The sequence below is a fragment of the Sulfuracidifex metallicus DSM 6482 = JCM 9184 genome, assembly GCA_032834875.1.
Taxonomy (GTDB): Archaea; Thermoproteota; Thermoprotei_A; order Sulfolobales; family Sulfolobaceae; genus Sulfuracidifex; species Sulfuracidifex metallicus.
Genome location: CP135238.1, coordinates 1,478,812 through 1,501,629 on the forward strand (window position 1 = coordinate 1,478,812; position 22,818 = coordinate 1,501,629).

The 22,818-nt window shown below is 37.7% G+C and carries 29 protein-coding genes; 15 read left to right on the plus strand and 14 right to left on the minus strand.

Going from position 1 to position 22,818, the window contains the following annotated elements; translation table 11 throughout:
• Window positions 1–42: 42 nt before the first annotated feature.
• The 3 genes from RQ359_RS08145 to RQ359_RS08155 are packed head-to-tail and all read right to left on the minus strand — an operon-like array spanning window position 43 to window position 2,426.
• A complete protein-coding gene (locus RQ359_RS08145) occupies window positions 43–1,173 on the minus strand; it encodes an aminotransferase class V-fold PLP-dependent enzyme (RefSeq protein ID WP_054838370.1) in 1,131 nt (376 codons plus the stop codon).
• A gap of 39 nt (window positions 1,174–1,212) precedes the next feature.
• Complete coding sequence (locus RQ359_RS08150) at window positions 1,213–1,695, minus strand: NOB1 family endonuclease (RefSeq protein WP_054838369.1); 483 nt, start codon at window positions 1,693–1,695, stop codon at window positions 1,213–1,215.
• Window positions 1,683–2,426 carry an NAD(+)/NADH kinase gene (locus RQ359_RS08155; protein ID WP_156016947.1) on the minus strand — a complete coding sequence of 248 codons (744 nt, stop codon included), beginning with the start codon at window positions 2,424–2,426 and terminating at the stop codon, window positions 1,683–1,685. Before RQ359_RS08155 ends, RQ359_RS08150 begins: the two co-directional genes overlap by 13 nt.
• A gap of 54 nt (window positions 2,427–2,480) precedes the next feature.
• On the opposite strand from RQ359_RS08155, the gene RQ359_RS08160 reads away from it, so the two are divergent.
• The gene (locus tag RQ359_RS08160) at window positions 2,481–3,545 is read left to right on the plus strand and encodes an MFS transporter (protein ID WP_156016945.1); all 1,065 of its coding nucleotides are present in this window, start codon (window positions 2,481–2,483) and stop codon (window positions 3,543–3,545) included.
• Here RQ359_RS08160 and RQ359_RS08165 read toward each other — a convergent pair.
• Window positions 3,523–3,885, minus strand: a complete 363-nt coding sequence (locus RQ359_RS08165; RefSeq protein WP_156016943.1) for a hypothetical protein — start codon at window positions 3,883–3,885, stop codon at window positions 3,523–3,525. The genes RQ359_RS08160 and RQ359_RS08165 overlap by 23 nt on opposite strands.
• Window positions 3,886–3,964: 79 nt before the next feature.
• Here RQ359_RS08165 and RQ359_RS08170 point away from each other — a divergent pair, with 79 nt between their 5' ends.
• Both RQ359_RS08170 and RQ359_RS08175 read left to right on the plus strand, forming a co-directional pair.
• A complete protein-coding gene (locus RQ359_RS08170; RefSeq protein WP_156016941.1) occupies window positions 3,965–4,963 on the plus strand; it encodes an NAD(P)/FAD-dependent oxidoreductase in 999 nt (332 codons plus the stop codon).
• 21 nt (window positions 4,964–4,984) lie between these two features.
• A complete protein-coding gene (locus RQ359_RS08175; protein ID WP_156016938.1) occupies window positions 4,985–5,893 on the plus strand; it encodes a class I SAM-dependent methyltransferase family protein in 909 nt (302 codons plus the stop codon).
• Here RQ359_RS08175 and RQ359_RS08180 read toward each other — a convergent pair.
• From RQ359_RS08180 to RQ359_RS08190, 3 genes are read right to left on the minus strand one after another with little or no spacing between them, the layout of a single operon-like run.
• Window positions 5,792–6,286: a DUF371 domain-containing protein gene (locus RQ359_RS08180; RefSeq protein WP_054838365.1), complete on the minus strand. Its 495-nt coding sequence runs from the start codon at window positions 6,284–6,286 to the stop codon at window positions 5,792–5,794. The genes RQ359_RS08175 and RQ359_RS08180 overlap by 102 nt on opposite strands.
• Window positions 6,273–6,524 (minus strand): YhbY family RNA-binding protein, encoded by a 252-nt coding sequence (locus RQ359_RS08185; protein WP_156016936.1) that lies wholly within the window; start codon window positions 6,522–6,524, stop codon window positions 6,273–6,275. The genes RQ359_RS08180 and RQ359_RS08185 overlap by 14 nt, the downstream gene beginning before the upstream one ends.
• Entirely contained in the window at window positions 6,448–6,792 is a 345-nt protein-coding gene (locus RQ359_RS08190; protein WP_054838417.1) for a ribonuclease P protein component 4, read from the minus strand. Before RQ359_RS08190 ends, RQ359_RS08185 begins: the two co-directional genes overlap by 77 nt.
• Window positions 6,793–6,828: 36 nt before the next feature.
• Between RQ359_RS08190 and RQ359_RS08195 the strand changes: the two genes are divergently transcribed.
• On the plus strand, window positions 6,829–7,485 hold the full coding sequence (locus tag RQ359_RS08195) for a 16S rRNA methyltransferase (RefSeq protein ID WP_156016934.1): 657 nt from the start codon (window positions 6,829–6,831) through the stop codon (window positions 7,483–7,485).
• On the opposite strand, the gene RQ359_RS08200 is transcribed toward RQ359_RS08195, so the two are convergent.
• Together RQ359_RS08200 and RQ359_RS08205 are read right to left on the minus strand one after the other, a co-directional pair.
• Window positions 7,456–8,049, minus strand: a complete 594-nt coding sequence (locus tag RQ359_RS08200; RefSeq protein ID WP_054838364.1) for a hypothetical protein — start codon at window positions 8,047–8,049, stop codon at window positions 7,456–7,458. The genes RQ359_RS08195 and RQ359_RS08200 overlap by 30 nt on opposite strands.
• 73 nt (window positions 8,050–8,122) lie before the next feature.
• Window positions 8,123–8,272, minus strand: a complete 150-nt coding sequence (locus tag RQ359_RS08205) for a hypothetical protein (RefSeq protein ID WP_170267526.1) — start codon at window positions 8,270–8,272, stop codon at window positions 8,123–8,125.
• Between the two features lie 94 nt (window positions 8,273–8,366).
• On the opposite strand from RQ359_RS08205, the gene RQ359_RS08210 reads away from it, so the two are divergent.
• From RQ359_RS08210 to RQ359_RS08220, 3 genes are all read left to right on the plus strand, one after another.
• Window positions 8,367–9,797, plus strand: a complete 1,431-nt coding sequence (locus RQ359_RS08210) for a TldD/PmbA family protein (protein ID WP_156016932.1) — start codon at window positions 8,367–8,369, stop codon at window positions 9,795–9,797.
• 1 nt (window position 9,798) lies between these two features.
• Window positions 9,799–11,070 (plus strand): TldD/PmbA family protein, encoded by a 1,272-nt coding sequence (locus RQ359_RS08215; RefSeq protein ID WP_156016930.1) that lies wholly within the window; start codon window positions 9,799–9,801, stop codon window positions 11,068–11,070.
• 157 nt (window positions 11,071–11,227) lie between these two features.
• On the plus strand, window positions 11,228–12,133 hold the full coding sequence (locus tag RQ359_RS08220; RefSeq protein WP_156016928.1) for a cation transporter: 906 nt from the start codon (window positions 11,228–11,230) through the stop codon (window positions 12,131–12,133).
• 101 nt (window positions 12,134–12,234) lie between these two features.
• Here the strand turns inward: RQ359_RS08220 and RQ359_RS08225 are convergent, their stop codons facing one another.
• Window positions 12,235–13,101 (minus strand): menaquinone biosynthesis family protein, encoded by an 867-nt coding sequence (locus RQ359_RS08225; protein ID WP_457921159.1) that lies wholly within the window; start codon window positions 13,099–13,101, stop codon window positions 12,235–12,237.
• A 28-nt stretch (window positions 13,102–13,129) separates the two neighbouring features.
• Here RQ359_RS08225 and RQ359_RS08230 point away from each other — a divergent pair, with 28 nt between their 5' ends.
• Window positions 13,130–13,633 (plus strand): DUF84 family protein, encoded by a 504-nt coding sequence (locus tag RQ359_RS08230; protein WP_054838356.1) that lies wholly within the window; start codon window positions 13,130–13,132, stop codon window positions 13,631–13,633.
• A 4-nt stretch (window positions 13,634–13,637) separates the two neighbouring features.
• Window positions 13,638–14,777, plus strand: coding sequence for an NAD(P)/FAD-dependent oxidoreductase (locus tag RQ359_RS08235; RefSeq protein ID WP_054838355.1), 1,140 nt, complete (start codon window positions 13,638–13,640; stop codon window positions 14,775–14,777).
• Window positions 14,778–14,914: 137 nt separating this feature from the next.
• Here the strand turns inward: RQ359_RS08235 and RQ359_RS08240 are convergent, their stop codons facing one another.
• The gene (locus RQ359_RS08240) at window positions 14,915–15,550 is read right to left on the minus strand and encodes a hypothetical protein (protein ID WP_054838354.1); all 636 of its coding nucleotides are present in this window, start codon (window positions 15,548–15,550) and stop codon (window positions 14,915–14,917) included.
• Window positions 15,550–15,951, minus strand: coding sequence for a thioredoxin (gene trxA, locus RQ359_RS08245; protein WP_156016924.1), 402 nt, complete (start codon window positions 15,949–15,951; stop codon window positions 15,550–15,552). The genes RQ359_RS08240 and trxA overlap by 1 nt, the downstream gene beginning before the upstream one ends.
• 170 nt (window positions 15,952–16,121) lie before the next feature.
• Between trxA and RQ359_RS08250 the strand changes: the two genes are divergently transcribed.
• Window positions 16,122–17,021, plus strand: a complete 900-nt coding sequence (locus RQ359_RS08250) for an NAD(P)/FAD-dependent oxidoreductase (RefSeq protein WP_156016922.1) — start codon at window positions 16,122–16,124, stop codon at window positions 17,019–17,021.
• 9 nt (window positions 17,022–17,030) lie between these two features.
• Window positions 17,031–17,732, plus strand: a complete 702-nt coding sequence (locus tag RQ359_RS08255) for a D-aminoacyl-tRNA deacylase (protein ID WP_054838350.1) — start codon at window positions 17,031–17,033, stop codon at window positions 17,730–17,732.
• On the opposite strand, the gene RQ359_RS08260 is transcribed toward RQ359_RS08255, so the two are convergent.
• On the minus strand, window positions 17,694–18,320 hold the full coding sequence (locus RQ359_RS08260) for a 2,3-diphosphoglycerate-dependent phosphoglycerate mutase (protein ID WP_156016921.1): 627 nt from the start codon (window positions 18,318–18,320) through the stop codon (window positions 17,694–17,696). The two genes, RQ359_RS08255 and RQ359_RS08260, sit on opposite strands and share 39 nt — an antisense overlap.
• Before the next feature lie 69 nt (window positions 18,321–18,389).
• Between RQ359_RS08260 and RQ359_RS08265 the strand changes: the two genes are divergently transcribed.
• From RQ359_RS08265 to RQ359_RS08275, 3 genes are read left to right on the plus strand one after another with little or no spacing between them, the layout of a single operon-like run.
• Entirely contained in the window at window positions 18,390–19,367 is a 978-nt protein-coding gene (locus RQ359_RS08265; protein ID WP_054838349.1) for a metallophosphoesterase family protein, read from the plus strand.
• Window positions 19,368–19,417: 50 nt separating this feature from the next.
• Window positions 19,418–19,915, plus strand: a complete 498-nt coding sequence (locus RQ359_RS08270; protein WP_054838348.1) for a CBS domain-containing protein — start codon at window positions 19,418–19,420, stop codon at window positions 19,913–19,915.
• Between the two features lie 44 nt (window positions 19,916–19,959).
• Window positions 19,960–20,289 (plus strand): hypothetical protein, encoded by a 330-nt coding sequence (locus RQ359_RS08275; RefSeq protein ID WP_054838347.1) that lies wholly within the window; start codon window positions 19,960–19,962, stop codon window positions 20,287–20,289.
• Here the strand turns inward: RQ359_RS08275 and RQ359_RS08280 are convergent.
• On the minus strand, window positions 20,252–22,000 hold the full coding sequence (locus RQ359_RS08280) for an archaea-specific SMC-related protein (protein WP_156016919.1): 1,749 nt from the start codon (window positions 21,998–22,000) through the stop codon (window positions 20,252–20,254). The two genes, RQ359_RS08275 and RQ359_RS08280, sit on opposite strands and share 38 nt — an antisense overlap.
• A gap of 267 nt (window positions 22,001–22,267) precedes the next feature.
• Here RQ359_RS08280 and RQ359_RS08285 point away from each other — a divergent pair, with 267 nt between their 5' ends.
• Window positions 22,268–22,528: a hypothetical protein gene (locus RQ359_RS08285; protein WP_457921268.1), complete on the plus strand. Its 261-nt coding sequence runs from the start codon at window positions 22,268–22,270 to the stop codon at window positions 22,526–22,528.
• The last annotated feature ends 290 nt before the right edge of the window (window positions 22,529–22,818 follow it).

The following is a 22,818-nucleotide window of genomic DNA, read 5'->3' on the forward strand; positions in this document are numbered from 1 at the left end:
CTAAAAATAGTTAAACGAGTTATATTTTTAACTAAGTAAAATTTACAAGTTAATCTCTCTTTCAATTATAGCTAACTTTTCGCAAGCTTCCTTGACCTCCTCCTCGTCGTTGTAAAAATGTGCTGATATTCTTACGTTCTCCCCCCTAGGGGAAACTACTATACCCTCTTTGTAAAGTTCGGCTACGCTTCTTTTGGAGTTCCTACTTTTAACTGTAACTATACCGACCCTTTTCTCCATTGGGGTTACCACTTCCATTCCTTTATCGCTTAGGCATTCTATGTTAACTTTAGATAACAACAGCACTCTATCATATATCGTATCTTCATTGTCCCTGATAATTTCAATAGCCTTATTCATGGCCACCAAAGGAGCTAAGGGATAAGCCCCTAACTCGAATCTTCTAGGTCCTTTATCTGGAGAAAATGGGTGTATGTCAAATTTTTCATAATTAGAATCTCCTCTCCAGCCGTACCATGGTGGATCCTCAATTAATCCTTTCCTGACGTATAGGAAACCAGATCCTTGAGGGGACATAAGCCATTTGTAACCTCCAGCTACTAGGAAATCTATCTCGTCTTTTTCAACGCTTATTTTTCCCGCTCCCACAGTCTGGATTCCATCCACTAATAGATACGATCCATTTCTTTTAGCTTCCTTGGAAATCAATGATAGTTTAGGAGAAACTCCGGTAAGGAAACTAGTGGAACTTATTGCGATTAACTTTGTTTTTTCGTTTATCTTGTCTATTATATCGTACTCGAAAGTCTCTGGTCTCACGTTGACAATCTTAACTTTAATTCCTAATTTCTCTAATTTTGACGATGCTGCTGGTATAGCTGGAAACTCGGACGAGTCAGTAAGTACTTCGTCCCCTTGATTAAGTCCAATTCCGTGTAGAACTATATTTATCCCGAAAGATGTATTAGGGACTAAAGAAATTTCTTCCGGCGATGCACTAATTAACTTAGAAATGTTGTCCCTTAAGTAAAATAGGTCATCCCTCTCTGCATAGTTAACTCCAATAGAACCGCTTTCTGACACTTCATACATGAATTGGAAAGCCTCCATTAATACCGGTAAAGGTATTGGTGAAATTGCTGCATGATTTAGATACTTGAACTTTCTTGTAGCTGGTACAAGATTTCTGAACTCTTTATAGTCTATCTTCATTTAAATAAGCACTATTATTCCATTGGGAAGTAATTCATTTTAATGATTATTTCTCCTAGTTTTTATAACTCTACTCCCACATATGTTGCACTTCTCTATGTACTTGCTATAAGTTTTTCCGCAACTCTCACATTTATAGTAGAATTCTCTTATTTCATTGATTTTTCTATTAACTTTAACCGATCTATAATCTATTTCTGCAATTTTTAAAACGTTCTGCAGAGAGAAATCGTCTGTGAATACCACGCACGGCTTTAATTCAAGTGCAAGTGCAAGAATGGAAATGTCTGTTTTAGATAGAGAATAGTCCTTAACCTTAGAAGCATAACTTAAGGCTTCCTTAACGCTACTTTCTTTTGGCTTAAAGACGATTACCTTCCCGCTAGATATAGCCATGTTGAGGTTCATTAGTGAGCTCGAATCTTTAACTTCCGAAATGACTTCAGCAGTAGTATAAACCCTCGGGAAGGCATTCTCTATTCCAGCTAGGAAGCCAGCAGTATCTAATATTATCTTGTCCATAGCGATTCCCTTATCGTGTCCAGCTCGAAAAACCTCATGAGTATAGCCTTTTCCTCTGCAGGTTTAACTGTCATTTCTTCGCAACTTTTCATCAAGGAAAATATTTCACCGTCAGCTACTACTCTAGCTGTTTGAATATATCCCTTGTTTAGCATTTTCAAGGTAATTGGACTGAGTTCTATAACTAAAGATCTTAAAGGTTGATAAATTGGATTAACGAATACTATCTCCAATGCTTCTAGATTCTTGCTCACCAAGTTCCTAGTTATCGACATGCTCCATCCGCTGCTTCCTTGTGGAGTGGAAACCAGTATCCCATCTCCTTCAATTGATATCTCATTTCTTCCGAACTTGGCTTGAACTTGTATGGCCTCTGGTCTGTCGAACATTACTCCAATTTCATTAAATGCCTTCACCTTCTTTCCATTGAATTCGCCCTCCAACAATATGTATTTCTCCTCCTTGAAATCTCCACTTCTTATTCTATCGAAGACTTCTTCTATCCTTTCCTTTGGCACATCCATGAGGAAACCTCTTCTTCCAGCCTTAACTCCTACTATAGGTTTTCCTTCCCTAATTGCCCTCAATAGAGTTCCATCTCCACCTATTGCAATAACGAAATCAGCATCATTGTCGGTATAATCGAAGCCCTTCTCTATCCCTATCTTTCTTACTGACTCTGCAATCTTGAGTACAGCCTCTGAAGGTTTATTAATGATTTTAAACTTCATCTAAGATTCACTGATTAAGGAAGTTATTAATAGTAATCTAGCCTTGTCAACCTAATGAATGGGAAACGGATATTCTTTGCAAGGATTATATACGCAATACAGTGGTTCTATCTAGCTCCTCTTCTACCTTCCATTATAGAAAAATATTCTCTTCCATTGTCATTCGCAGGACTAGTGCCTCTCTCGTTTTTTATAGGTTCAGGTTCAATGCAATTACCTTCTGCATTTATAGCCTCAAAAATAGGCTTAAGGAGGAGTCTGGTTTCTGGTCTATTGATAATGTCTTTATCGCCCCTACTGGTTTACTTTTCAGGATCTTTTCTCCAGTTACTTCTTTCCTACATGTTAGCTGGGGTAGGTGCATCCCTCTTTTTCTCCAGCGGGGGAGGATTACTGGTCCTTCTAAATAAGGATAGACCCTCTACAGCTCTGGGCATATATAATTCCCTTTTTTCTCTTGGAGGGTTGTTAGGTTTAAACTGGATACTACTTGAGCGCTATCTTGGTTTCATATCATTTGCATTAATATCTTTGATGACATTGTTCTCCTCAGTTTTATGTTATCTTGACAAGTCAGATTTGAAACCCAATTGGAACGTCGTAAGGGACAAGAGGATATTCTACTTAGGTCTTTCTACCGCTGGCGTATGGGGAGTTTATTACGTTATAGGAGAGCTATTTCCTACTTTTTCTCTATATTATCTTCATATATCATTAGTTTCTAGCTCCGAGTTCACGGGACTTCTTCTCTTATCGTCAATGCTAGGGGGTTCTCTTGGTTTTCTAGGTGATAAAGTCGGTAAGTTAAGACTTTTCTTAATTTCCTCAATTTTGGGTACTGTCCCATCATTACTTCTATACACGCAAGCCTTTTTGCCAGCAATTTTTATAGTAGGCATTTTCAACGAATTGGCAATTTCAGTGTTGTATTCACTCACTACTTCAATTGCTAAGGAGGGTTCAAGCATAGGTTTAGCGGAAGTAAATACCATAGATATTTTACTGGGAATGTCCCTTCAACCAATAGGTAGCTTTAGTGGGTATTTTATATGGATAGTAAATTTACTTATAGCTATGGCACTGACGTCATTTCTCTTTAAGCTGAGGCTTCGCATCTAATATTTATTGAAAGGGACATCGTCTTACTTTCATTTATTATGGTAAGATTTCCCTTGGTGTTAATGAGTCTTATTTTAAATACTCTCTGTCTCACTCCACCGTTTATCCTTATCGTGAACCATGAGTTCATTCCTTCAGAGACCATTACACATTTTCCATTCACTTCTACAACGGTAAACTTTCCTGGGGGAATCACTATTTTCTTTTCGTTGTATTTTTCCCCTACGTACTCTAATCCCCCATTTATGACTTTTCTATACATGTATATCCATGATCCCATCAATATTGGGAACGTAGCTAAAGCCAATATCAGCAAAATCTCAATTAGTTGTTTTTCCATAGTAATAACCCAATGTGTAAGATAGATAAGTAAAAGTTTAAATAGTATAAGCTTGTAAAGAAAGACCGGAGGGTAATTAATGGGCGAGTATGACATAGCTGTAATAGGCGGAGGTCCAATTGGGCTTTTCTCAACATTCTACGCTGGCCTTCGTGATATGAAGGCTGTTGTGATTGAAGCACAGGACGAGCTAGGCGGTCAGTTAATAAAATGGTATCCTGAGAAGATGGTTTATGACGTTGGCGGTTTTCCAGGAATTCAGGCATATGACCTTGCTATGAACTTAATAGAGCAAGCTAAAATGTTTTCCCCAGAGTTTAAATTAAATGAACTTGCTGACGGCTTAGAGAGAACCGAGGATGGCATGTGGGTGATTAAAACTAACGTAGGATCTTATAAGGCAAAGTCAGTTATGATAGCTACAGGTATAGGCAAGATAGAGCCAGTTAGGCTCGGCGCAAAGGGAGAAGTTGAATATGAGAATAAGGGAGTATTTTACACAGTGAAAAGGAAGAAAGACTTTGAAGGTAAGACCATTCTGATAATAGGGGGAGGAGACTCAGCTGTAGATTGGGCTTTAACTTTAGCTCCTGTTGCAAAGAAGGTGTATTTAGCCCACAGGAGGGATCAGTTCAGAGCGCATGAAAGAAGCGTTAAGGAAATGTACGACGTAGCTACAGTTTACACTTGGCACGAGCTAAAGGAAGTTAAAGGAGACGGAACCAAAGTTACTCAGGCAGTAATTTTCGACAATAGAACTAACGAAGAGAAAGTACTTGACGTAGACGCGGTGATAATCAGTATAGGTCATAAGGGCGAATTAGGTAACATGGTTAAGTGGGGATTAAACATGAAGGGTAGAAGTGTTCTAGTTAATGCACGAATGGAGACTAATCTACCTGGAGTATATGCCGCAGGAGATATAGCGGAGCAGGACGGTTCTGCCAAACTTGCGTTAATTGCAGTGGGATTCGGGCAAGCGGCAATAGCTATAAGTGTTGCCAAAAAATATATCGATCCACGTGCATCTCTTTTTGCCGGTCATAGCTCCGAGATGAGCAAGTTTAAGAAGGAGTAAATACAAGACTTTTTTCGAATTATGGTTTTTTGCATAAAAGTTGATAGGAAGGAATATAACAAGGTAATAAGACAAGTTAAAGTAGATCCTAGCTATTCTCCAATTTTTCAGGGTAACTCTGTTTATATACCTGTGCTAGATTACAGATCTTATCAAGTTGAGGAATGCGAGCCTAAACTAAAGTCTAAACCTAAGAAGTTAAGTTATGTGGTTCCAGGTTTAAGGAGTTTTTACATTATAGGGGAAATAGCCCTAATTACCGAACAAGGAGATAAGGACTATGACGCTGCGGCATCCCACATAATGGAAATTTACAAGAAAGTAAGGTCGGTTTACCTAAGGAGAAAGGTCTCTGGCCAACTTAGGGTAAATGAAGTGGAGTTGATACGCGGTGTTGACAACCCCGTTACTGAATACAAAGAGGCAGGGATTAAATTTCTAGTTGACGTTTCTAAGGTCTATGTAAATCCCTCGATGTCTAACGAAAGGATACGTGTAAGAGATTACGTAAAGGAAGGACCAGTTTTGGATGCGTTTGCGGGTTACGGACCATTTTCCCTCCTTATAGCTAAGAAGAACGTAAGGGTGGTTTCCGGGGACTTAAACTTGGACGGTTTGATTCTTTTGAAGGAAAGCGCCATTTTGAATAAGTTAGATAGATTGATTGACATTTTGCAATACGACTCTTCTTTTCTTCCTTTTAGAGATTCTGCCTTCAACGTTGTCATAGCAGACAATCCAACTATGGTAGAAAAATTTAAGGCAGAGCTATGTAGGGTCGGAAATGAGGTGATTTTTTACGTATTAAGCAAGAATGAGGAAGAAGCTTCAGAGAAGATTTTTCCTGTTGTCTGGTCTAGAGTTAATGACTATGCCAAGGATCTCTTCATATTTAAGGGGACTGTCAGATGCAACGACATAGGAGATTAGCTCTTCTTCTTTTCTAAGCTCATTTATTAGATCTCTTCTTATGTTTTTAGCTGCCTTATTTGCATGGATCATAATGGTAGAATCTGAAATGAAGTTAGATCGCCTCACTATAATTTTTTCCGAATTAGATAAGGGTAAATATAACGAACCTCTTCCCTCAACAATGTCTATTAGGTTTTTCACCTTTAAAATAACGTAAATGAAGCTTCCCTCTTTTTTAATTATTGATTTAACTTCTTCCTTTAAGTCTGATAGTGCCTTATCGGCGTTTATACCGATTATGCAATCTCCTCTAGGCGTTAGGTAATCGTCTTTTGTTATCTCCAACGTATTTCTATGAGTCCCTTTTACATTATTATGACCGGTAGCCCTAATGACATCAAAAGCTATCATCTTTAGCCAATATGAAAGTAAATCCGCGGATCTCTATAAGTTTGGCTTTAGTTTTTTCTGATACAATTGCAGCAATTTCTTTAACATCGTCTTCAGTTGCAACCTTTATTTTAATGACCTTTTCCTGTTTTAGTCTTCTATTAACTTCATTTATGAGCCCATCATTTACTCCGTTTTTGCCTATCCTTAGCGTCGAGTGAGATGCCCTCACTTTCTTTACTAAGTCCTCTGAGGTCATATCTTCTTATCCAATTACATTCCATACAACGCCTTATTAAGATCTTTGACTTTACTCTTCTGCTTTCCGTTATACCTATAACAAGCGGAACAAAGCAATTTCTGCAGTATTTCCTCTTGTATTCTCTTGGTATTTTGATTGAACCCTTCTTAGCATATTCAATGGCTAGTTTTACGTAATCCCTTCCCCTTTCCACGTTACCCTTCTTTACTTCGTTTATGCCCATCTCTATTAGCTCGTATATCCTAAACCTTGCCTTTATTGCCATAATCAATCTTTTAAATGACATACAATTAAGCCTTTCATGTTTCTTAACGTTATACTTCTTGACTCTGCATTGGAGACAGTGCCGAAGGAACTATTGGATCATCCGGCAGTAAAAAACAATGCCAGGAGAAGGAAGAGAGAAGCGAGTAAAACTATACTGGACGTGTCAATTCACTATCACGCAATGAAGAACCTTAAGGACAAAGAGAAGAGAGGAAGACCAGACATAATTCATTCCGCTATGGTTTTGTTGCTTACCGATCCAGTTATAAAGGTAAATCTGTATATTCATACTATAAATTCTATTATTATTAAGGTTAATCCAGAAATTAGACCACCAAAAAATTACGATAGGTTTTTGGGACTCATGGAACAACTGTTCGAATATCGTAAGATACCTCCAAATTCTCAAACTCCTCTCATAGAGATTTTAGATGAGACTTTAGACGACATACTTTCCAAATATAAATTAGCTCTCTTAACTGAAAATGGCGAGAAAAAACCGCCGTCCTATCTTTGCGAGCTAGGAGAGGATTGGATAATTGGTCTTGGAGGTTTTCCTCATGGTGACTTTAGCCAAGAAGTATATAAACGTGCATCCTCCCTAGTGTCAATTAGTAATTACGTTTTAGAAACTCAATCTGTCATATGTAGACTAATTGGTTCATGTAATCAACTTGCTGGATGGGCTTGAGAACTTACCTACGAGGGTAACAATCCCACCCGCCAACGCGTCTACCTTCTTAATTTCTAACCCGAAACTTTCTCCTATCTTTGAGAAAATTCTAGCTGCACATAAAGTAGATATTGCACTGAATCCAGTACCATATATTCTAAATTCAACCATTCCATTGGAATCCTTGATCTGCACATCCCTGATCGGCATTAGCGTTTTTATGTTGTTATAAATTTCCATTAGGTCGTTTATGTCGTTCGCCTTAGATTTCAAGTAAGATCCTATCTGTTCTCCTACACCCTCACAAACTTTCTCGTATTCTTTGGGATCTTTTTCATAAGCTAGTCTTGTAATATTTTCAAGATACCAAGACGTAACTGGAACCAGGTCTAAAGAGCTGGATAACCTATGATATTCTACTATGTTCTCCAGAACGCTTGCGTCTTCTCCTTCCTTAAGCAATTTTAGCAAAGATTTTATAGCAATATTGGTAAGTGCGTATATAGTGTAACCTCTCTTCTTTGCTTCCTGCTCCAGCTCTTCTATAAGTTCAGCATCAGCTGCTATGTTTACTCTGGGCATCTGGCATCTCAGAAAAAAACATTCTTAACTAAACTTATATATCTTTCCATTAGATAGCTACTTATTTTATTATTTAATGTGGAGTAAAGGCAGCTACGTCAAATAGGATGAACAATATTAAAGCAACTATGAAACCTCCCAGATACCAATTATCGTCCTTGAATAGAGCTTTTATGAGGTCCATTATGGTGTTTATCTCCTCAGTTTTCTGCTCCTTGCTCATGTTATATCAAGAAGACTTCTCGCACTCTTTAATTTTAAGTTTTTCCTGATCTAGTTATCAAAGGTTATTAATAACGGAGTTTATATGTAGTTTCATGTCAGCCAACGTTGAGGACTTAGATTGGCTCTTAAAGTATGCAGAAAAGAGGGGCTTTGATTACATAGAGGCTAGACATCACGCTCTTAAGATTCAGGACTTTAATATATTAAACGGTCTTACCACTAGTGTTAATCAAAGTGAATCTGCAGGTTTCTCGTTGAGGGTGGTCAAAGATAATATAATTTATTTTTTCTCTTCTCCGAGTAAAGAAAAGATAAAAGAAGACTTGGAATACTTTCATCCGTTGAGTGCCAGACCTTGGTCTAACTCCTTTGGAAAGGTTGAAGACATATTCGTTGGAGAGTATAAGGTAACTCAGAAGACCCCTCTGGATTTAGTTTCTTTGGGAGAAAAGATAAAGTTCATGAAAAACGTAATGAAAGACGTTGAAGGCATAAAGATATCGAGTAAGATATTATCATTTGAATTGATATATATAGAGTTATTTGAAAAAAAGGATATAATAACCTCAGACGGTGCTTCAGTTCATTCCGAAATACCAAGAGTATGGAACATGTATTCCATAGTAATGAGAGAGGGGGATAGAAGCATAAATGCTTTTTCTGACGAGCTTGGATCTGCAGGAGGATATGAAGTCTTGAATTCCTGGAACCTTCAAGAATATCTAAGCGAGAAAGTAAAATCTTTCAATGAAGTAATAGCTAAGGCTAAGGCTACACCTTCCTCGATTTCAGACATAGTGTTAAGCGGACAGATAGCAGGTATTATAGCCCATGAATCCGCGGGACATCCTTTTGAAGCAGACCGAGTGTTAGGAAGAGAGGGTGCACAAGCTGGCATGAGCTATTTGACAGGGAGAGATATCAAATCAGATAGGCATTTCGCAAGTGAATCTGTAAGTGTGGTTGACGACCCTACCTTACCTTATAGCATGGGTTTTTTCCTGTCCGACGATGAAGGAGTAAGAGCAAGGAGGAAATTCCTTATAAAGGATGGGATGATAAGTGAACTTCTATATGATAGATCTACATCGTCTTCATTTGGGGTTAAGAGTAATGGGTCCGTTAGGACTTCAGACTTTACCGCGGAACCCATAATAAGGATGTCTAACACCTTCTTTTTGCCTTCTTCAATTACCTTTGATGAGATGATAGAGGACATAAGGGAAGGAGTCTTTATAAAATCGTTTATGGAATGGAACATAGATGACCTTAGATGGAGCCAAAGGTACGTAGGTCTAGAAGCCTATGAAATTAAGCAAGGAGAATTGGGCTCTCCAGTTCTTTTCCCAGTATTTGAAGCAAATACAGGACAGATTTACAATTCAATTGTTGCTGTCGATAACAATTTGTCTTTCTATGCAGGAATGTGCGGTAAAGGAGAGCCATCTCAAGGAGTACCAGTCTGGATGGGCGGGCCAGATCTTAGATTAAGAGGTCTCAGCTTGAAGAAATTGGGCGATTAGGATGGACAAAGTACTAGATAAGCTTAGAAAAAGTTGTGATTCGTTTAGTCTAATTTTATTAGATAATAAGTCAACGATGATAAAGTTCGCAGACTCTAAAGTTACTGTTGTTCAAAGATGGAAAACCAGTCCAGTTTCTTTATTGCTTTCTAGGAAAAATAAGTTTTTAACAACAACATTTTCAACAATTCATGAAATGGATACTAACCTAGAATCTCTAAACGAGAAGTTAAATTTACTAGAGCCAACTGATATGACACCTATAATATCCAATAATGACAGAACTATCAAGGTAGACTATTCTGATAAAGAATTAGAATATTATCTTAAAGAACCTAACAAATTAGTGGAAAAAATACTTGATTCTGCAGAAATGCCTCTATATGGTACTTTAAATTTAGTGAAGATTAGGAAAAGGGTCTTTACCTCTTACGGTTTCCAAGGCGACGAAACTAGAAGTTTTAATGTGAGTTATTTCAGGAGCATAGATAAGGGAAGATCTGGTCAATGGTCCAACGTATCCTCCATTTTCAATGAATCTGAGATAATAGAGGCAGTTAAGAAATCAAAAGAGTACGCTTCAATAGATGGAGAAGCTCAGATTGAAGAAGGAAAACATGATATAGTTTTATCCCCTATGGTTCTAGCTAACTTAGTGGAAATAATAGGCTTGATGTCATCTGCTTATAGCATAATGTCTTCCATGTCGTTTTTAGCTAAATCCAAAGAGGGAGATATTGTAGCTTCTGAAAAGTTTACTCTCTGGGATATGGCTAAAAACGATCTAGTAGGTAGCTATAACTTTGATGACGAGGGAACCTTAACTTACAATAAACCGATAATAGAGCACGGCGTTCTGAGGACTTTTCTTTTTAATAACTCATTAGCAAAAAAATTCAACAAAAAATCTACTGGCAACGCTGGTTGGGTAGATCCTAAGCCATGGTCATTGCAGGTTGACGGTGGGGACGCGGATGAGGGATCCTTGACTGATGGTAACGTGATATTCTTTAACAATAATTGGTATACTAGGTTACAGAACTATTACGAAGGTCAGTTCTCCACCGTTGGTCGAGATGCCGTTATTGCGTACAAGAACGGTAAGCCCATAGGTAGAGTCAAAAGAGTTAGGATATCTGATAAATTATCTGTAATAATTAAAAATTTGGTAGAACTATCGAAAACAACTTACAAACAGATGTGGTGGGAGGTCGAAACGCCAACCAGAGTCCCCTTCGCTTTGATAAAGGACGTTATGTTGACCAAAAGTTAACTTTTTATTATAACTTTTTTAGTTTTTACGAAAATATTTCTCCTGGACGAAAAGGAATATGTCTTAAAATAATCATGAATTCAATTAGCCGGAAATCCTTTTATGTATAGTTGCATATATTATGGCGACATTGAGGTGTCGAGTGAGGTGATGTACATTGATTTCGTTAAAGGGTCTAAATTCAGCCTCCCGAATTTTTCTATTTATGGGAGCTTTCCTTCTTCCTTTGTCTTTAGTTGAATTTGTATTCGGCTCGTGGTATGGGTCATTCATTCTAATAGCTGACTCATATCACGGTTTTATTGATACTTTCTCAGCGTTTTTTTATTCGATAGTGCTGAGAATAGTTTACAAACGATCTAAGAGATTTCCGTATGGCAAATATAATTTAGAGAGCTTAGGCATTCTATTGGCGTCAATTATAGTTCTATTTCTATCATTGGATTTAATTATTAGTGTAGTCAAAGACACTGGAGGATCCCAGATCCCAGGATGGTTAGCCATATTCACATGGCTACCTGCAATTGCTACCTTTTTCATCTTTTTAGCCGAGAGAAAATACAGTTGGATTAGTCTAGTAAGATCAGATATAGCTCACAGTAAATTAGATATATCTACTGAGCTTGTTAGCGGTTTCATGTTACTTCTTAATAATTACTTTGCTACCTTAGGAATAGTATTGGTAATAGTAGGTTTCGTAACTTTGGATACAGCTAGAGAACTTAAGGAGGCAGTGCTTTCGCTTATGGGTGCATCAATAGATACTCCACTTAGGAAACAAGTGGTTGACAAGGTAAAGAAACTTAACGTTAAAGTTCTGTCAGCTTCCATTAGAAAAGTAGGGTCATTTTATTCAGTGTCATTGGTTATTGGTCTACCCAGCAGTATGACGCTGAAAGAAGCCTACAAAATAAGGAAGAAGGTGTATAAAATTGTAAATTCTTTAGATAATATTGCTAATGTAGAAATAAAAATAGTCCCATTGAGAAGAAGTGTTTTTCCTATCAAATCGTCAGATAGTTTCAGCTTAGAACCTTTTAAACGGGAACTGAAAGGTCAGTAGGATGGTTGTCTTTATAAATGTAAATGCATTATTTACTTTTTTCAAAGTGAAAAAGTTAGGTAATAACTTAATCTATATATACTAGAAACTAAGACATAAAGTCAGATTAGTTCTATCTCCTTTACTTTAGGAAGGATAGCCTTTTCTTCGGTTAATCTATAAAATGTCTCTAAACCTCTTCTAACCTGCTCTAAGGGTACGTTGTATTCTTGAATATCGGCCCAGATTGTTTTTCTGACTATCTCCTCCTCTAGATCAGCACCCTGAGCTTCTCTCATTATTTGTACATCTTTAGGTATGACCTCATCTAGGTGTTTCTCAGCATACTTTTTACTTTTCTCATAGGTTTCCTTGAACTTGATTGCTAGGTCCTTTCCTAAGTCTTTGTTTACAACAACCATTCCCATTGGCATAGGTGAGTCGTTTGAGATGTTCTTCCACATGTCCCACATGCTTGTAATTGGAACCGCCTTTATGCCCAATTTTTTCATGGCATACATCATTTTGATTTCATGGACAGCTACCAGTACGTCGCCCTCCCTTCCTAATGCCTTCATTTCATCTAACACTCTGCGGACTATGACAAGCTTACTGTATCGTCCGATTAATAACTTGTATAAGGTGAAAGCTGTTGTATTAGGTCCATGAACGATTAATCTTGAGTTCTTAAGGTCCTCTTTCTTCAGGTTATTCACAGCAAGGACAGGCATCCCCGTTATTCCATCTGTTGCGGAGGCAACGGCATTTCCCATGATGTAATAATAATCCTGAATGTAAGGATACATTGCTGCTGATGGTACTGAAACGTCTACCTCTCTTTTTAAAACCAACTCATTAATATCTTGAACAGTGGGTATAACCTCAAACTCTAAATTAAATCCATCTGGCTTTACCTTCCCTTCAATCAGAGGTATGAAAGGATACAAATCTCCTGAGTCTGCCAATGCACCAACTTTTATTGTTACCATAAAATGAACCTTATCTCGTAGATAAAAAATGTTGGTTACAGTCGGTAGTAAAAATAAGGTAAAGGTCAATGCAGTTATGGAAGCACTTAAGTTAATGGGCATCGATGCTGAAGTAATCGGAGTTGAAGTTGATAGTGGGGTTCCGCTACAACCTTATTGCAACGATACCTTTGTGGGAGCTCGAAATAGGGCTATAAGATCAATTGAGCTAGCTTCTGGCGATATAGGAATAGGTATAGAAGGAGGAGTATGTATTAGACAAGGAATGGTCATGGCTTTTGCCGTGGTGCATTGCGTATCAAAAGAAGGGAGAGAAAACCTTGCCACATCTTCCTATTTTACCCTACCTGAGGAAGTCTCCAGTCTAATGATTCAGGGGAAAGAGTTAGGCGAAGCCACAGACATAGTGTTTCATGATAAAGAAAGCAAAAGAGGACTTGGTGCAGTAGGGCATATAACTAAAGGCTTAATATCTAGGACTGCTTTATACGTACAGCCAGTGATTTTAGCTTTATATCCTTTTCTAGGGTGATTACATGGAAGTTCTCGTTCTAGGATCAGGTTATGCAGGATTAACAGTAGCTCATCGTCTAAGAGAATACGTAAATGATGTGAAAATTACTGTAATTTCAAGGAACAGGACAGTTTATGAAAATACCATTTTTCCGGCTCTGTTAACTAACGATGTAAATGTCGAAGATACGAAATTTGATGCACAGGAAGCTATGGAATTAAAAGGTAACTCGTTCATTGAGGCAGAAGTTCAACGAATAGACCCCCAATCTAACGAGGTTAAGACCAGTAAAGGGACGTTCGATTATGACTACTTGATATTGGCCCTCGGTGGAGCTTATGAGGAGAACTTTTACAAGATACCAGGAAATCAGTTTGCTTTCATGCATCATCCTCTTTCAGACTTTCTGAAGATTAAGGAAAGGCTTGGACAAGCGGATGAAATTGACGCCGTTATAGGGAACTTTGCTAACAGTCCGATTGAAGGTCCCTCTTATCAATTAGCTCTCATAGTTAAGAATGAAATAATAAGGAGAAAAATTAAGGGTAGAGTAACTTTGATAACCCAAAGTCCAAGGGGCGTGTTCGGCATGCTCCCCCTTGAGAATATATCAAAGCAAGCTAATTCGTTCTTTGAGAAGCAAGGTATAGAATTAGTAAAAGGCGATTCGATTGCGGAAGTAAGGAAGGATAAAGTTGTAACTAAAAATGGAAAGGAAATAGAGGCGAATTTCGTGTCAATTCTGCCAAGGCTTTCCGCTCCAGAGGTGGTAGCGAAGGTTTTCTCAGATGACACATATTACGTTCCAGTTGAATTACCCTCATTTAGAACAAAGTCGTTCAGGAATGTCTTCGCTGTGGGAGACCTGGCTCAAGGAATGGTGCCAGCGAGAACAGCTAGAGGAGCCATGATAGCAGCTGAGAATGCCGTGTCAACAATAATTAAAGAGTTAAAAGGAATAGAAAGACCTTATTACAAACAAGGCATTTTGTGTATGTTCCATGGTGGAGGCGTTGCTGGCTTACTTAGATTTGACGTATTTGATAAACCAAGAGCTAACTTTATCATAAATCCCTTATTTTCTAAGATTAAAATAATATACAGCAGGATGCTAGTAAACTCCGCATTTAACGTACCTTTTCATGCAGCTCCACCTTTATAATAAAAGCTTTTTATATGAACTAAAAACTAATATAGTCTTTTTATTTATTTCTATGCTAAAATAATTATTTTTATTATCTGATTCTTGATAGGTTTATACCAATGTAATCAAGAGTTCGAAACAAGTAAAAAATAGTTCTAATAAAATGCTTCTCCTTTTACTAATTTGTTAAATAAGGAACCTATCTCTTCGAGCTTTACGGTTTCATGTTCTGAAGGTCTAGGTACAGACGCTAAGAATATTCCGTAATCTTCTACGCTTCCACCCTTTGGTTCTCCATAAGGAGAAAAGAGAATGAAGTCATCAGCCTTACTTAAAACCTTCCCGAGGAAGGAATCAATCTTAGAATAAAGTCCACATTTTTCACTCTTACTTAACATGACTTCAAAAGATGTAATGCTCGCGATTACTGGTCTGTTCTTTGCATTTTCCAGTATAGCATCTCCAACTGCTTTTAATTCTTCATCAAGGTCAGCTTCCGTGATCGAGAAGCTGACCTCTCCCATGCTAGGATTAGTTATAGGTATGTTGATAGGTATAGCTTTAGTTTGTTCTATTAATGGAATGGACTCTGGCTTTAGGTCGTTAAGGAAGCTTTGCGGAATCTCTTTCATGCCTAGTACTTTCGCCCATGCAGCGAATGGTTTCTTTGAATCCTTGTTTACTACCACTCCTCTGTATGTACTTCCAAAGAGAGTTCCCAAAACTCTTGGGTTGCACTTCAGGAAGCTACTATAGCTCAAGCTGTCAATGCCAAGCAGTATAGGCTTCATTACATTCCACCTAAAATAGACTTTAGCCTTCTTTCAATTTCTTCACGTGGAACAGCTCCCACTATTTCGTCTACGGGTTCTCCATTCTTAAAGAATAGTATAGTAGGCAGACTGAACACTCCATATCTCCCAGCTATGTCAGGGCTCTCGTCTGAGTTGAGTTTTCCAAATCCCACTTGAGGATAATCTGAGGCTAATTCCTCAACGATCGGTGCCAGCATTATACATGGAGCGCACCACTCAGCCCAGAAGTCAACTACTGCTATCTTGTGAGTTTTCAGGAAATCATCGAAGGTCTTTGAATCTAGATGCATAACTTCTCCTTCCACCTTATTTGTCATGCCTTTCAGTTTCTCGTTAAGAAGCTTTTCTAGCTCTGGGTCTTTTTCTTCTTGGGTCATACTCTAAACTAAGGTCAGTAACATAATAAAGTTTTTATCAGATGTAGCTAAATGCATCTAAAATATTGAAATATAATATAAATTTATTTTTTTATTTAGTATACATAATACATGTATAGGCTAAAAGTGGATATAAGCGTTAATAATTTTCGATGTAACTAGTAGAAGACATGTATAACTTAGTGGTTATAGGTGCAGGGATAACTGGAGTATGGTCTGCCTTCATGAAGAAGGACGACGTTTTACTGGTGGAGAAAGAGAAAAGCATAGGTAAGAATTCCTTGTCTAGTCTGTGGTCAATTATGCCTCCTCTTTGTGGCGAATTTCAAGACTTATGCTTAGCTTCTGAGAAGGATTATGATGACGTCTGTTTCAATTTAGGAGTTTTCTGCAAAAAGACCCATATACTTAAACTTGATGATTTCACGGGTAAGGGGAAACTAATTGGCAAGAATGAAGTAAGGACTTTCGAGCCCCAGCTTGACGTTGACAAGGCTGAAATGTTTGAGAATGGCATGTTCGTAGAAGGAAGTGAGTTCTTTACAAGAATGGAAGATGTCTTAAACGTTGAAACAGGAACGGAAGTGTTAAGGATAAATTATGATGGTAATTCAATTAAATCATTAGAGACTAACAAGGGAGAGATATCTGCTAAATATTTTATATTTTCTACGGGTTTTTTAACTAAAAAAATGTTCCATGAGGATATATCCTTATTTAAGGGTCATCTAATAAGGACTAAAAAGGTAGGGCTTAACGGCATTTTAATAAGCAGAAATAGAATTGCAGTAGAAGGAAGAGACCTTTACTTGAATGGAGATTCAGTAAACACTGAAGATCCTTCGGTTATCTACGACGAACTGAGGGAGACAGTTTCCATAATTTCTAAGTTCCTACGAATTGACACCTCTACCTTGTCCGTTTTAACAGGTTTTAGGACCGTGTCAACAAACGGAAAACCGTTGATAAAGAAGGTCTCCAGTAACGCAGTACTGCTGACTGGCTATAAGTTCGGTTTCGCCTTAGCCCCATATTTAGCTAGAGAAGGAATAAAGTTATTGGGAGCGTAGGGATGCAGAGTGACGAAAATTGCTATATCTCTAAAGGATCAAGTAGGGCTTACGGTCAAAAGGCTAGGCTACGCCTTTGAGGAATTAGACGGTGACGTTATAGATTTTACTTACACTGGAAGCGAGCCGTTGGTTGTAATATGTCGACATGAAAGCTCTTCCAGAAAACCGTCTTTAACAGTCCATTACCCTGGTAACCCATTAGACAGTACAATGGGAGGAAGACCTAGAACGCTTGGAATTTCTTTTCCAAGTTTGGCTACATCAATATATAGGCAGATTCTAAAAATAGATGTAAATATAGATAAAGTTTTTGAAGCCACCCATCACGGACCTACCTTGGAAACCCCCATAATCTTTGCTGAATTAGGAAGTTCACAGGAACTATGGAGTAACGAATCGCTAGTGAAGAAACTTGTAGATGCTGTAATGAGGGGAATCGATTCGCCAACTCAGTGCAAGGATAACTTCATAGGCTTCGGTGGTCCACATTACGCTTATACATTTTCATCCATGACTACAGAATCCTGTTTAGGTCATATAGTCTCTAAGCATTATGTTAAATCGCTTGACGAGAGCGTGATTAGGCAGACCGTTCTAAATTCTAAGGAAAAAATTCATAAGGTAGTATTTAATGACGTAAATAAAAACACTTTAGCAAGAATCAAGAACTCATTGAGTGACCTGGATCTTCTCTTTGAGTCTGTCTAGAACTTGTTGAGTAAAGAATGGAGTTCCTATCGTTAATATGTTGCATTCATCATCACAGCTTAAGGTTGTTATACTCCCATTTGGAATCTTTATGCCCCAAGCAGATACATCATCCATGTCCATCATGTCAGATATTGCTGCTCTTATAGGGTCAGAATGACTTACAGCTACTATTACTCCATTTTCAGTTCTTCTCAAATCATTGATGAACTCTCTAATTCTTCTCCTCAATAAATCCCAGTTCTCTATTCCTTTAATTTCTATCTCTTTTTTAGCTAATTTTAATTTCCAATGTTCATTAGGTTCAAACTGTTTATTATTGAGCTCTCCTAGATATCTTTCCTTTAGGCGATCGTCTATTATTGGTATTAATCCGTTTTCTTCTCCAATTATCGTGGCTGTTTGATATGCTCTCAGGATCGGACTCGTGAAAACCTTCTTTGGTGACAGCCTAGAAATTTCCTTACCAACCCGTTTTGCTTGTTCCCTTCCCTCTTCAGTAAGTGGATATGCGTTGAGATCATGGCTAAGTATTCTGTTCACGTTAGATACGCTCTGCCCGTGCCGTATCATCACAATAATTAACATTTGGGCTTCACACCAAACATTAGCATCTAGTATTTATAACTTTAAATATCATGTGGTACGAAATATCATGTGATCTTCTTCAGGAAAAGGGACAAGATAGAGAAGAAGAACGAGAAACCCATAAAGATACTGTTTGCGTCGGACCTTCATGCATCGTACGTAACTTACAGGAAATTTCTAAATGCTGGGTTAATGTACTCTGTCGATGTCCTAGTTATAGGTGGGGACTTGGCAGGAAAGAGCCTGAAGCCAATAGTTGATATGGGGAACAACAAGTTCGAAGTTGATGGGAACGTATACGACGAACAAGGTATAGCTAAGGTTAAAAAGTCCATGGAAGATTTTGGGGTTTACTATGTCTTGATGACGAGAGAAGAGGTAGAAGAAGCTAAGGCTAACCCTAAAAAACAGGATGAATATTTCAGAGTAGCAATTAAGGGTACACTTAGAAGATGGATTGAAATTGCAGAGGAAAAATACAAGGGATTAGAAACTCCCATTTTCGTTAACTTGGGCAATGACGATCCGGAATACATGTTCGATGTCCTGAAGGAAAGTCAAAGATTCAAGGTAGGAGAGAAGGAAATATTTGATGTCAAAGGTCACGAGTTCTTCTCATATGGCTATGTTAATCCTACACCGTGGAACACGTTCAGGGAGAAGCCTGAAGAAGATATATACAGAGATCTAAAGGAAATAACAGATAAATTGTCGAATCCTTCAGGTGCTATTTATAACATTCATGCACCTCCATACTTCACTAATCTTGATAACGCACCACTTTTGGATAAAGATCTGAAACCTGTAGTTAAAGGAGGAGAGATTCAGATGTCTCACGTTGGTTCTAAATCGGTAAGGAAAATTATCGAGGAAACGTCGCCTCTTCTAGGTCTTCACGGTCATATTCATGAGTCTAGGGGTTTTGACAGGATTGGAAACACTTTAGTTCTCAATCCTGGGAGCGAGTACAATTCTGGGATACTCCACAGTTATCTAATAGTTGTTGACCCTGAACAAGTTAAGGCTTATCAGTTTATATCTGGTTAGAGCTTTTTTATAGAATAAAGCTTTAATTTATTGACGAAGATAATCATACTATGTTATTGGAAGTCATTAAAATAGCCAACAAGGCTCCCATTTCGATTAACAAAAACGCTACAGTTAGGGATGCAGCTAAGAAAATGAGGGAAAATAATATTAGTTCTTTGATCGTTGAAGGTGACTCACATGAGGTAATAGGTATACTAACTGAAAGGGATATTACTAGGGCAGTTAGTAATAACGACATAAATAAGCCAGTAGAAGCTTATGCAACTAAGCAAGTAAAGGGTATAACAGAAGATACTTCAATAGAAGACGCGTTGTTAATAATGATTGAAAACGGGATTAGACATTTACCTATAATGGATAAGGAAAGCGGAAGAATTAAGGGTATAGTATCAATAAGGGATCTGGTTAATTCTCTTCTAGACCAACATTACTTGCAGTACGGCAAGAATGCTAGTGAGGTTAAAGGCAGTGGATATGTATGTCCAGTTTGTGGCTCAGAAATTGATGAATATGGATATTGTAACTGTGGAACTGGTTCAGGCTAATACAGTCGGATTACTTTTTTTAAGGTAGCAACTTTCTTCTATTTATGATAATATTTTACGCGATAGGGGAAAGGGAAAGGGCAAAGGAATTAGTGAGAATAATAACGAAAACAAGATGGAAAACTATCTCTAAGCATTCCATAAAAATATCTAGTTCCTCTATAGGGCCTTCTATGGTGATTTTCAAACCGACAATGGCGGGACTGGCAGTTGCCCTATGGTTGAAACAGAGAGCCGAGGAACTTGGAATGACTGCAGCTGTCGGATGGTTTTCCACTATTGATAGCATTCCAGAACAAGTTCAGGATGCGGTAAAAACTGACTTAAATAAAATTCTTATGAAGAGGCTCGAAGTTCCTTGGTCGCCTTCCTAACATTAATTTTTTCGCTACTTCTCGTTACTATCACATATTTAGATATTCCTGTAAGAACTTTAAGTAATTTTTCGTAACGTTTCTGATCAAATGTCATTGCGGATTCGTCTATAACGAAATAAGGAGTCTGGAAGTAGCTCTTTAGTGCGCTTATTATCAAGATAAGTGCGATAGTTGTTCTCTCGGATGATGACAGCTTCTTTATATCAAGGTCAGCCCCGTTTCTCTTGACTACAAGTTTATTATCATCAGTTATTTCCGCATTGAGGTTAAATTCCATCTCCTTCAGGATAAAGTTGGAAATTCTCATAAATTCTTCCTTGGCTGATCTAAGCCTCTTCATGAAATCTACTGTATATTTATCTATTTGTTCGGACAAATTTTGAATTTCTCTCTCCTTTTGGGATATCTTTTCTGCAATTAAAGTCGGTACTCCTAAGTTCTGTAAGTCATATATAATTTCGCTTCTCTTTTTCTTCAATTCGTTTATTCTTTCATCTATGGGAGAGAGTTTCATTCCAGCTATTCCTTCTCCAGTTCTGTTGAACTTTTCTTCCATCTCTCTCTTTTGCCTTTCAAGATCTTGGATCTGGAATTGTAACGTGTCTATCTTTGTTTTTAATGCGTCGTAGCTGTTCTTTAGTTCGAGTATTTCATTTTCCATCCTGTCAAAGTCCTTTAGCCTTATTTCCAGTTCTTGCTTCTTGTTGTTTAGCTTCACTATTTCGCTTCTTAGGCTCTCAAGCGAATTGGTTTTACTAGAGAGTTCTTTTGAAATCACCTCAGATCTGGACTTCCATGTTTCTGGATCTACGTGACTTCCGCAGACATAGCAAGAAGATGCATGACGTTGATCAGCTTCCTTTATTTCCTCTGAAACTCTTTCTAAAACTTTCAGCTCTATTTCTAATTCAGACCTCTTCGAAGTAAGACTCCTCAGTTCCTCCTCAATTTTCTTCAATTCCTTTTCAATTTCTTGCTTAGTTTCCGTCTTTAGTTTAGATTCCTTTTCCTTTATTTCCGCTTCCGCTTTTTCTAACTTCTGCTTTGTCCTCTCTAGTTCCTCCCTTCTAACGTTGATCTTGCTGTTTATTTCATCTAGCTTATTTTGCCTCGTTATATTTATAGTTTGAACTGTATTGGAAATAATTGTTGATCCAGTTTCTTTTTCCTTTTCTAACTTTTCGATCTGTCTATCTATGGCTACTAATCTCTGCTGTAACTCTATCGCAATGTTGTAATTCTTCTGCATTTCGTCCTTGGCGTTCTTTGCATCATTTAGTAGTTTTTCTAATTCCTCTTTTTTAGCCTTTATTTCGTTAATTTTCGATGTAGTAGATATAAACCATTCTACATTATCCTCTCCAGCTAAAACTTGTACTAGAAGTTTGTTCTCAGGAGAGAAGTATGAAAGTAGAAGTGCCCTATCGTCGTCCATCAGGAGCTGTCTCTCTTCTGTAATTTTTCCTTTTATTCTCTTTATTTTCCTATAATATGTATTGTCTTCTTCGATCAACTCTATTTCTCCGTTGTCACTAAAAACGTTGAGAAGATCTTCAGGCTTTATAGAGCTTGTTAAGAGAGATATTAATGACTTACTTAGTGAAGTCTTTCCATATGCATTAGGAGCCTCATAAGACATCACGCCTGGCATTATTTCAAGTTCTAGAGGCTCCGTAATACCTCCTATGTTTGATACTCTTAACTTCATCTGGTTATCCTTAAAAAAGGCAAAATATAAAATCTCTCATTTACTTCTAGTAAACCATGTTACTAAAACTACTCTTTTTATGTAAATTAATTAAAAGCTTTATATAATTTATAAACCAATTCTGAGTAAATGCCATCAGATATTTGTCCTATTGTTTTTTATCTTTACAGAGAAGGGGGTTAAGGGGGCGGAGAGCCTCGCCTTTTAAGGCGGGGATGGATACCCCCCTTATAAAAGGTTTAAATTTTTTTTTTTTAAAAACTTTTACTGACGCTAACGATGCTCCTCCCCAGCTCGATTGAGGGCTTAAGGGGACTGTGGGAGGAGCAACCATCATCTTCCTTTTCCTTCAAGGGACTAGAGCCAAGAAATGAAAGTCCCCTACCCACTCTGTCCAAATGGGAGTGTTTCTCTGAGCCCCTCGACTGCCCACCAAATGAGAGATGTAATCCCGAATCGATGGTGGGAACTATGAACCCTCTGGGGGGGAACCCTCGCCCTTCCCGGGAGGGATGTAGCCTATATTGAGTACTTTTGAATTATCGCTCTATCAAGGAAGCTTACGAACCTAAGACTAAAGCAAAATTAGTGTGGACGGTTAATACATTAAGTAAGAATGTTTATTTATAAAATTCAATAATATATTCTCTATATTTTGATAGTTCCTGGTTGGAACTGAACAATATCTATTCGTCACCAATATATATTGAATTAATATATAAAATATTTATTTAGTGTACAAGGAAATAATAATATGTTTATAAAGAGAATGTGTCAGCGTAGTAAAGGTTAATTTGCAGTGTTATACTTTCTCTACT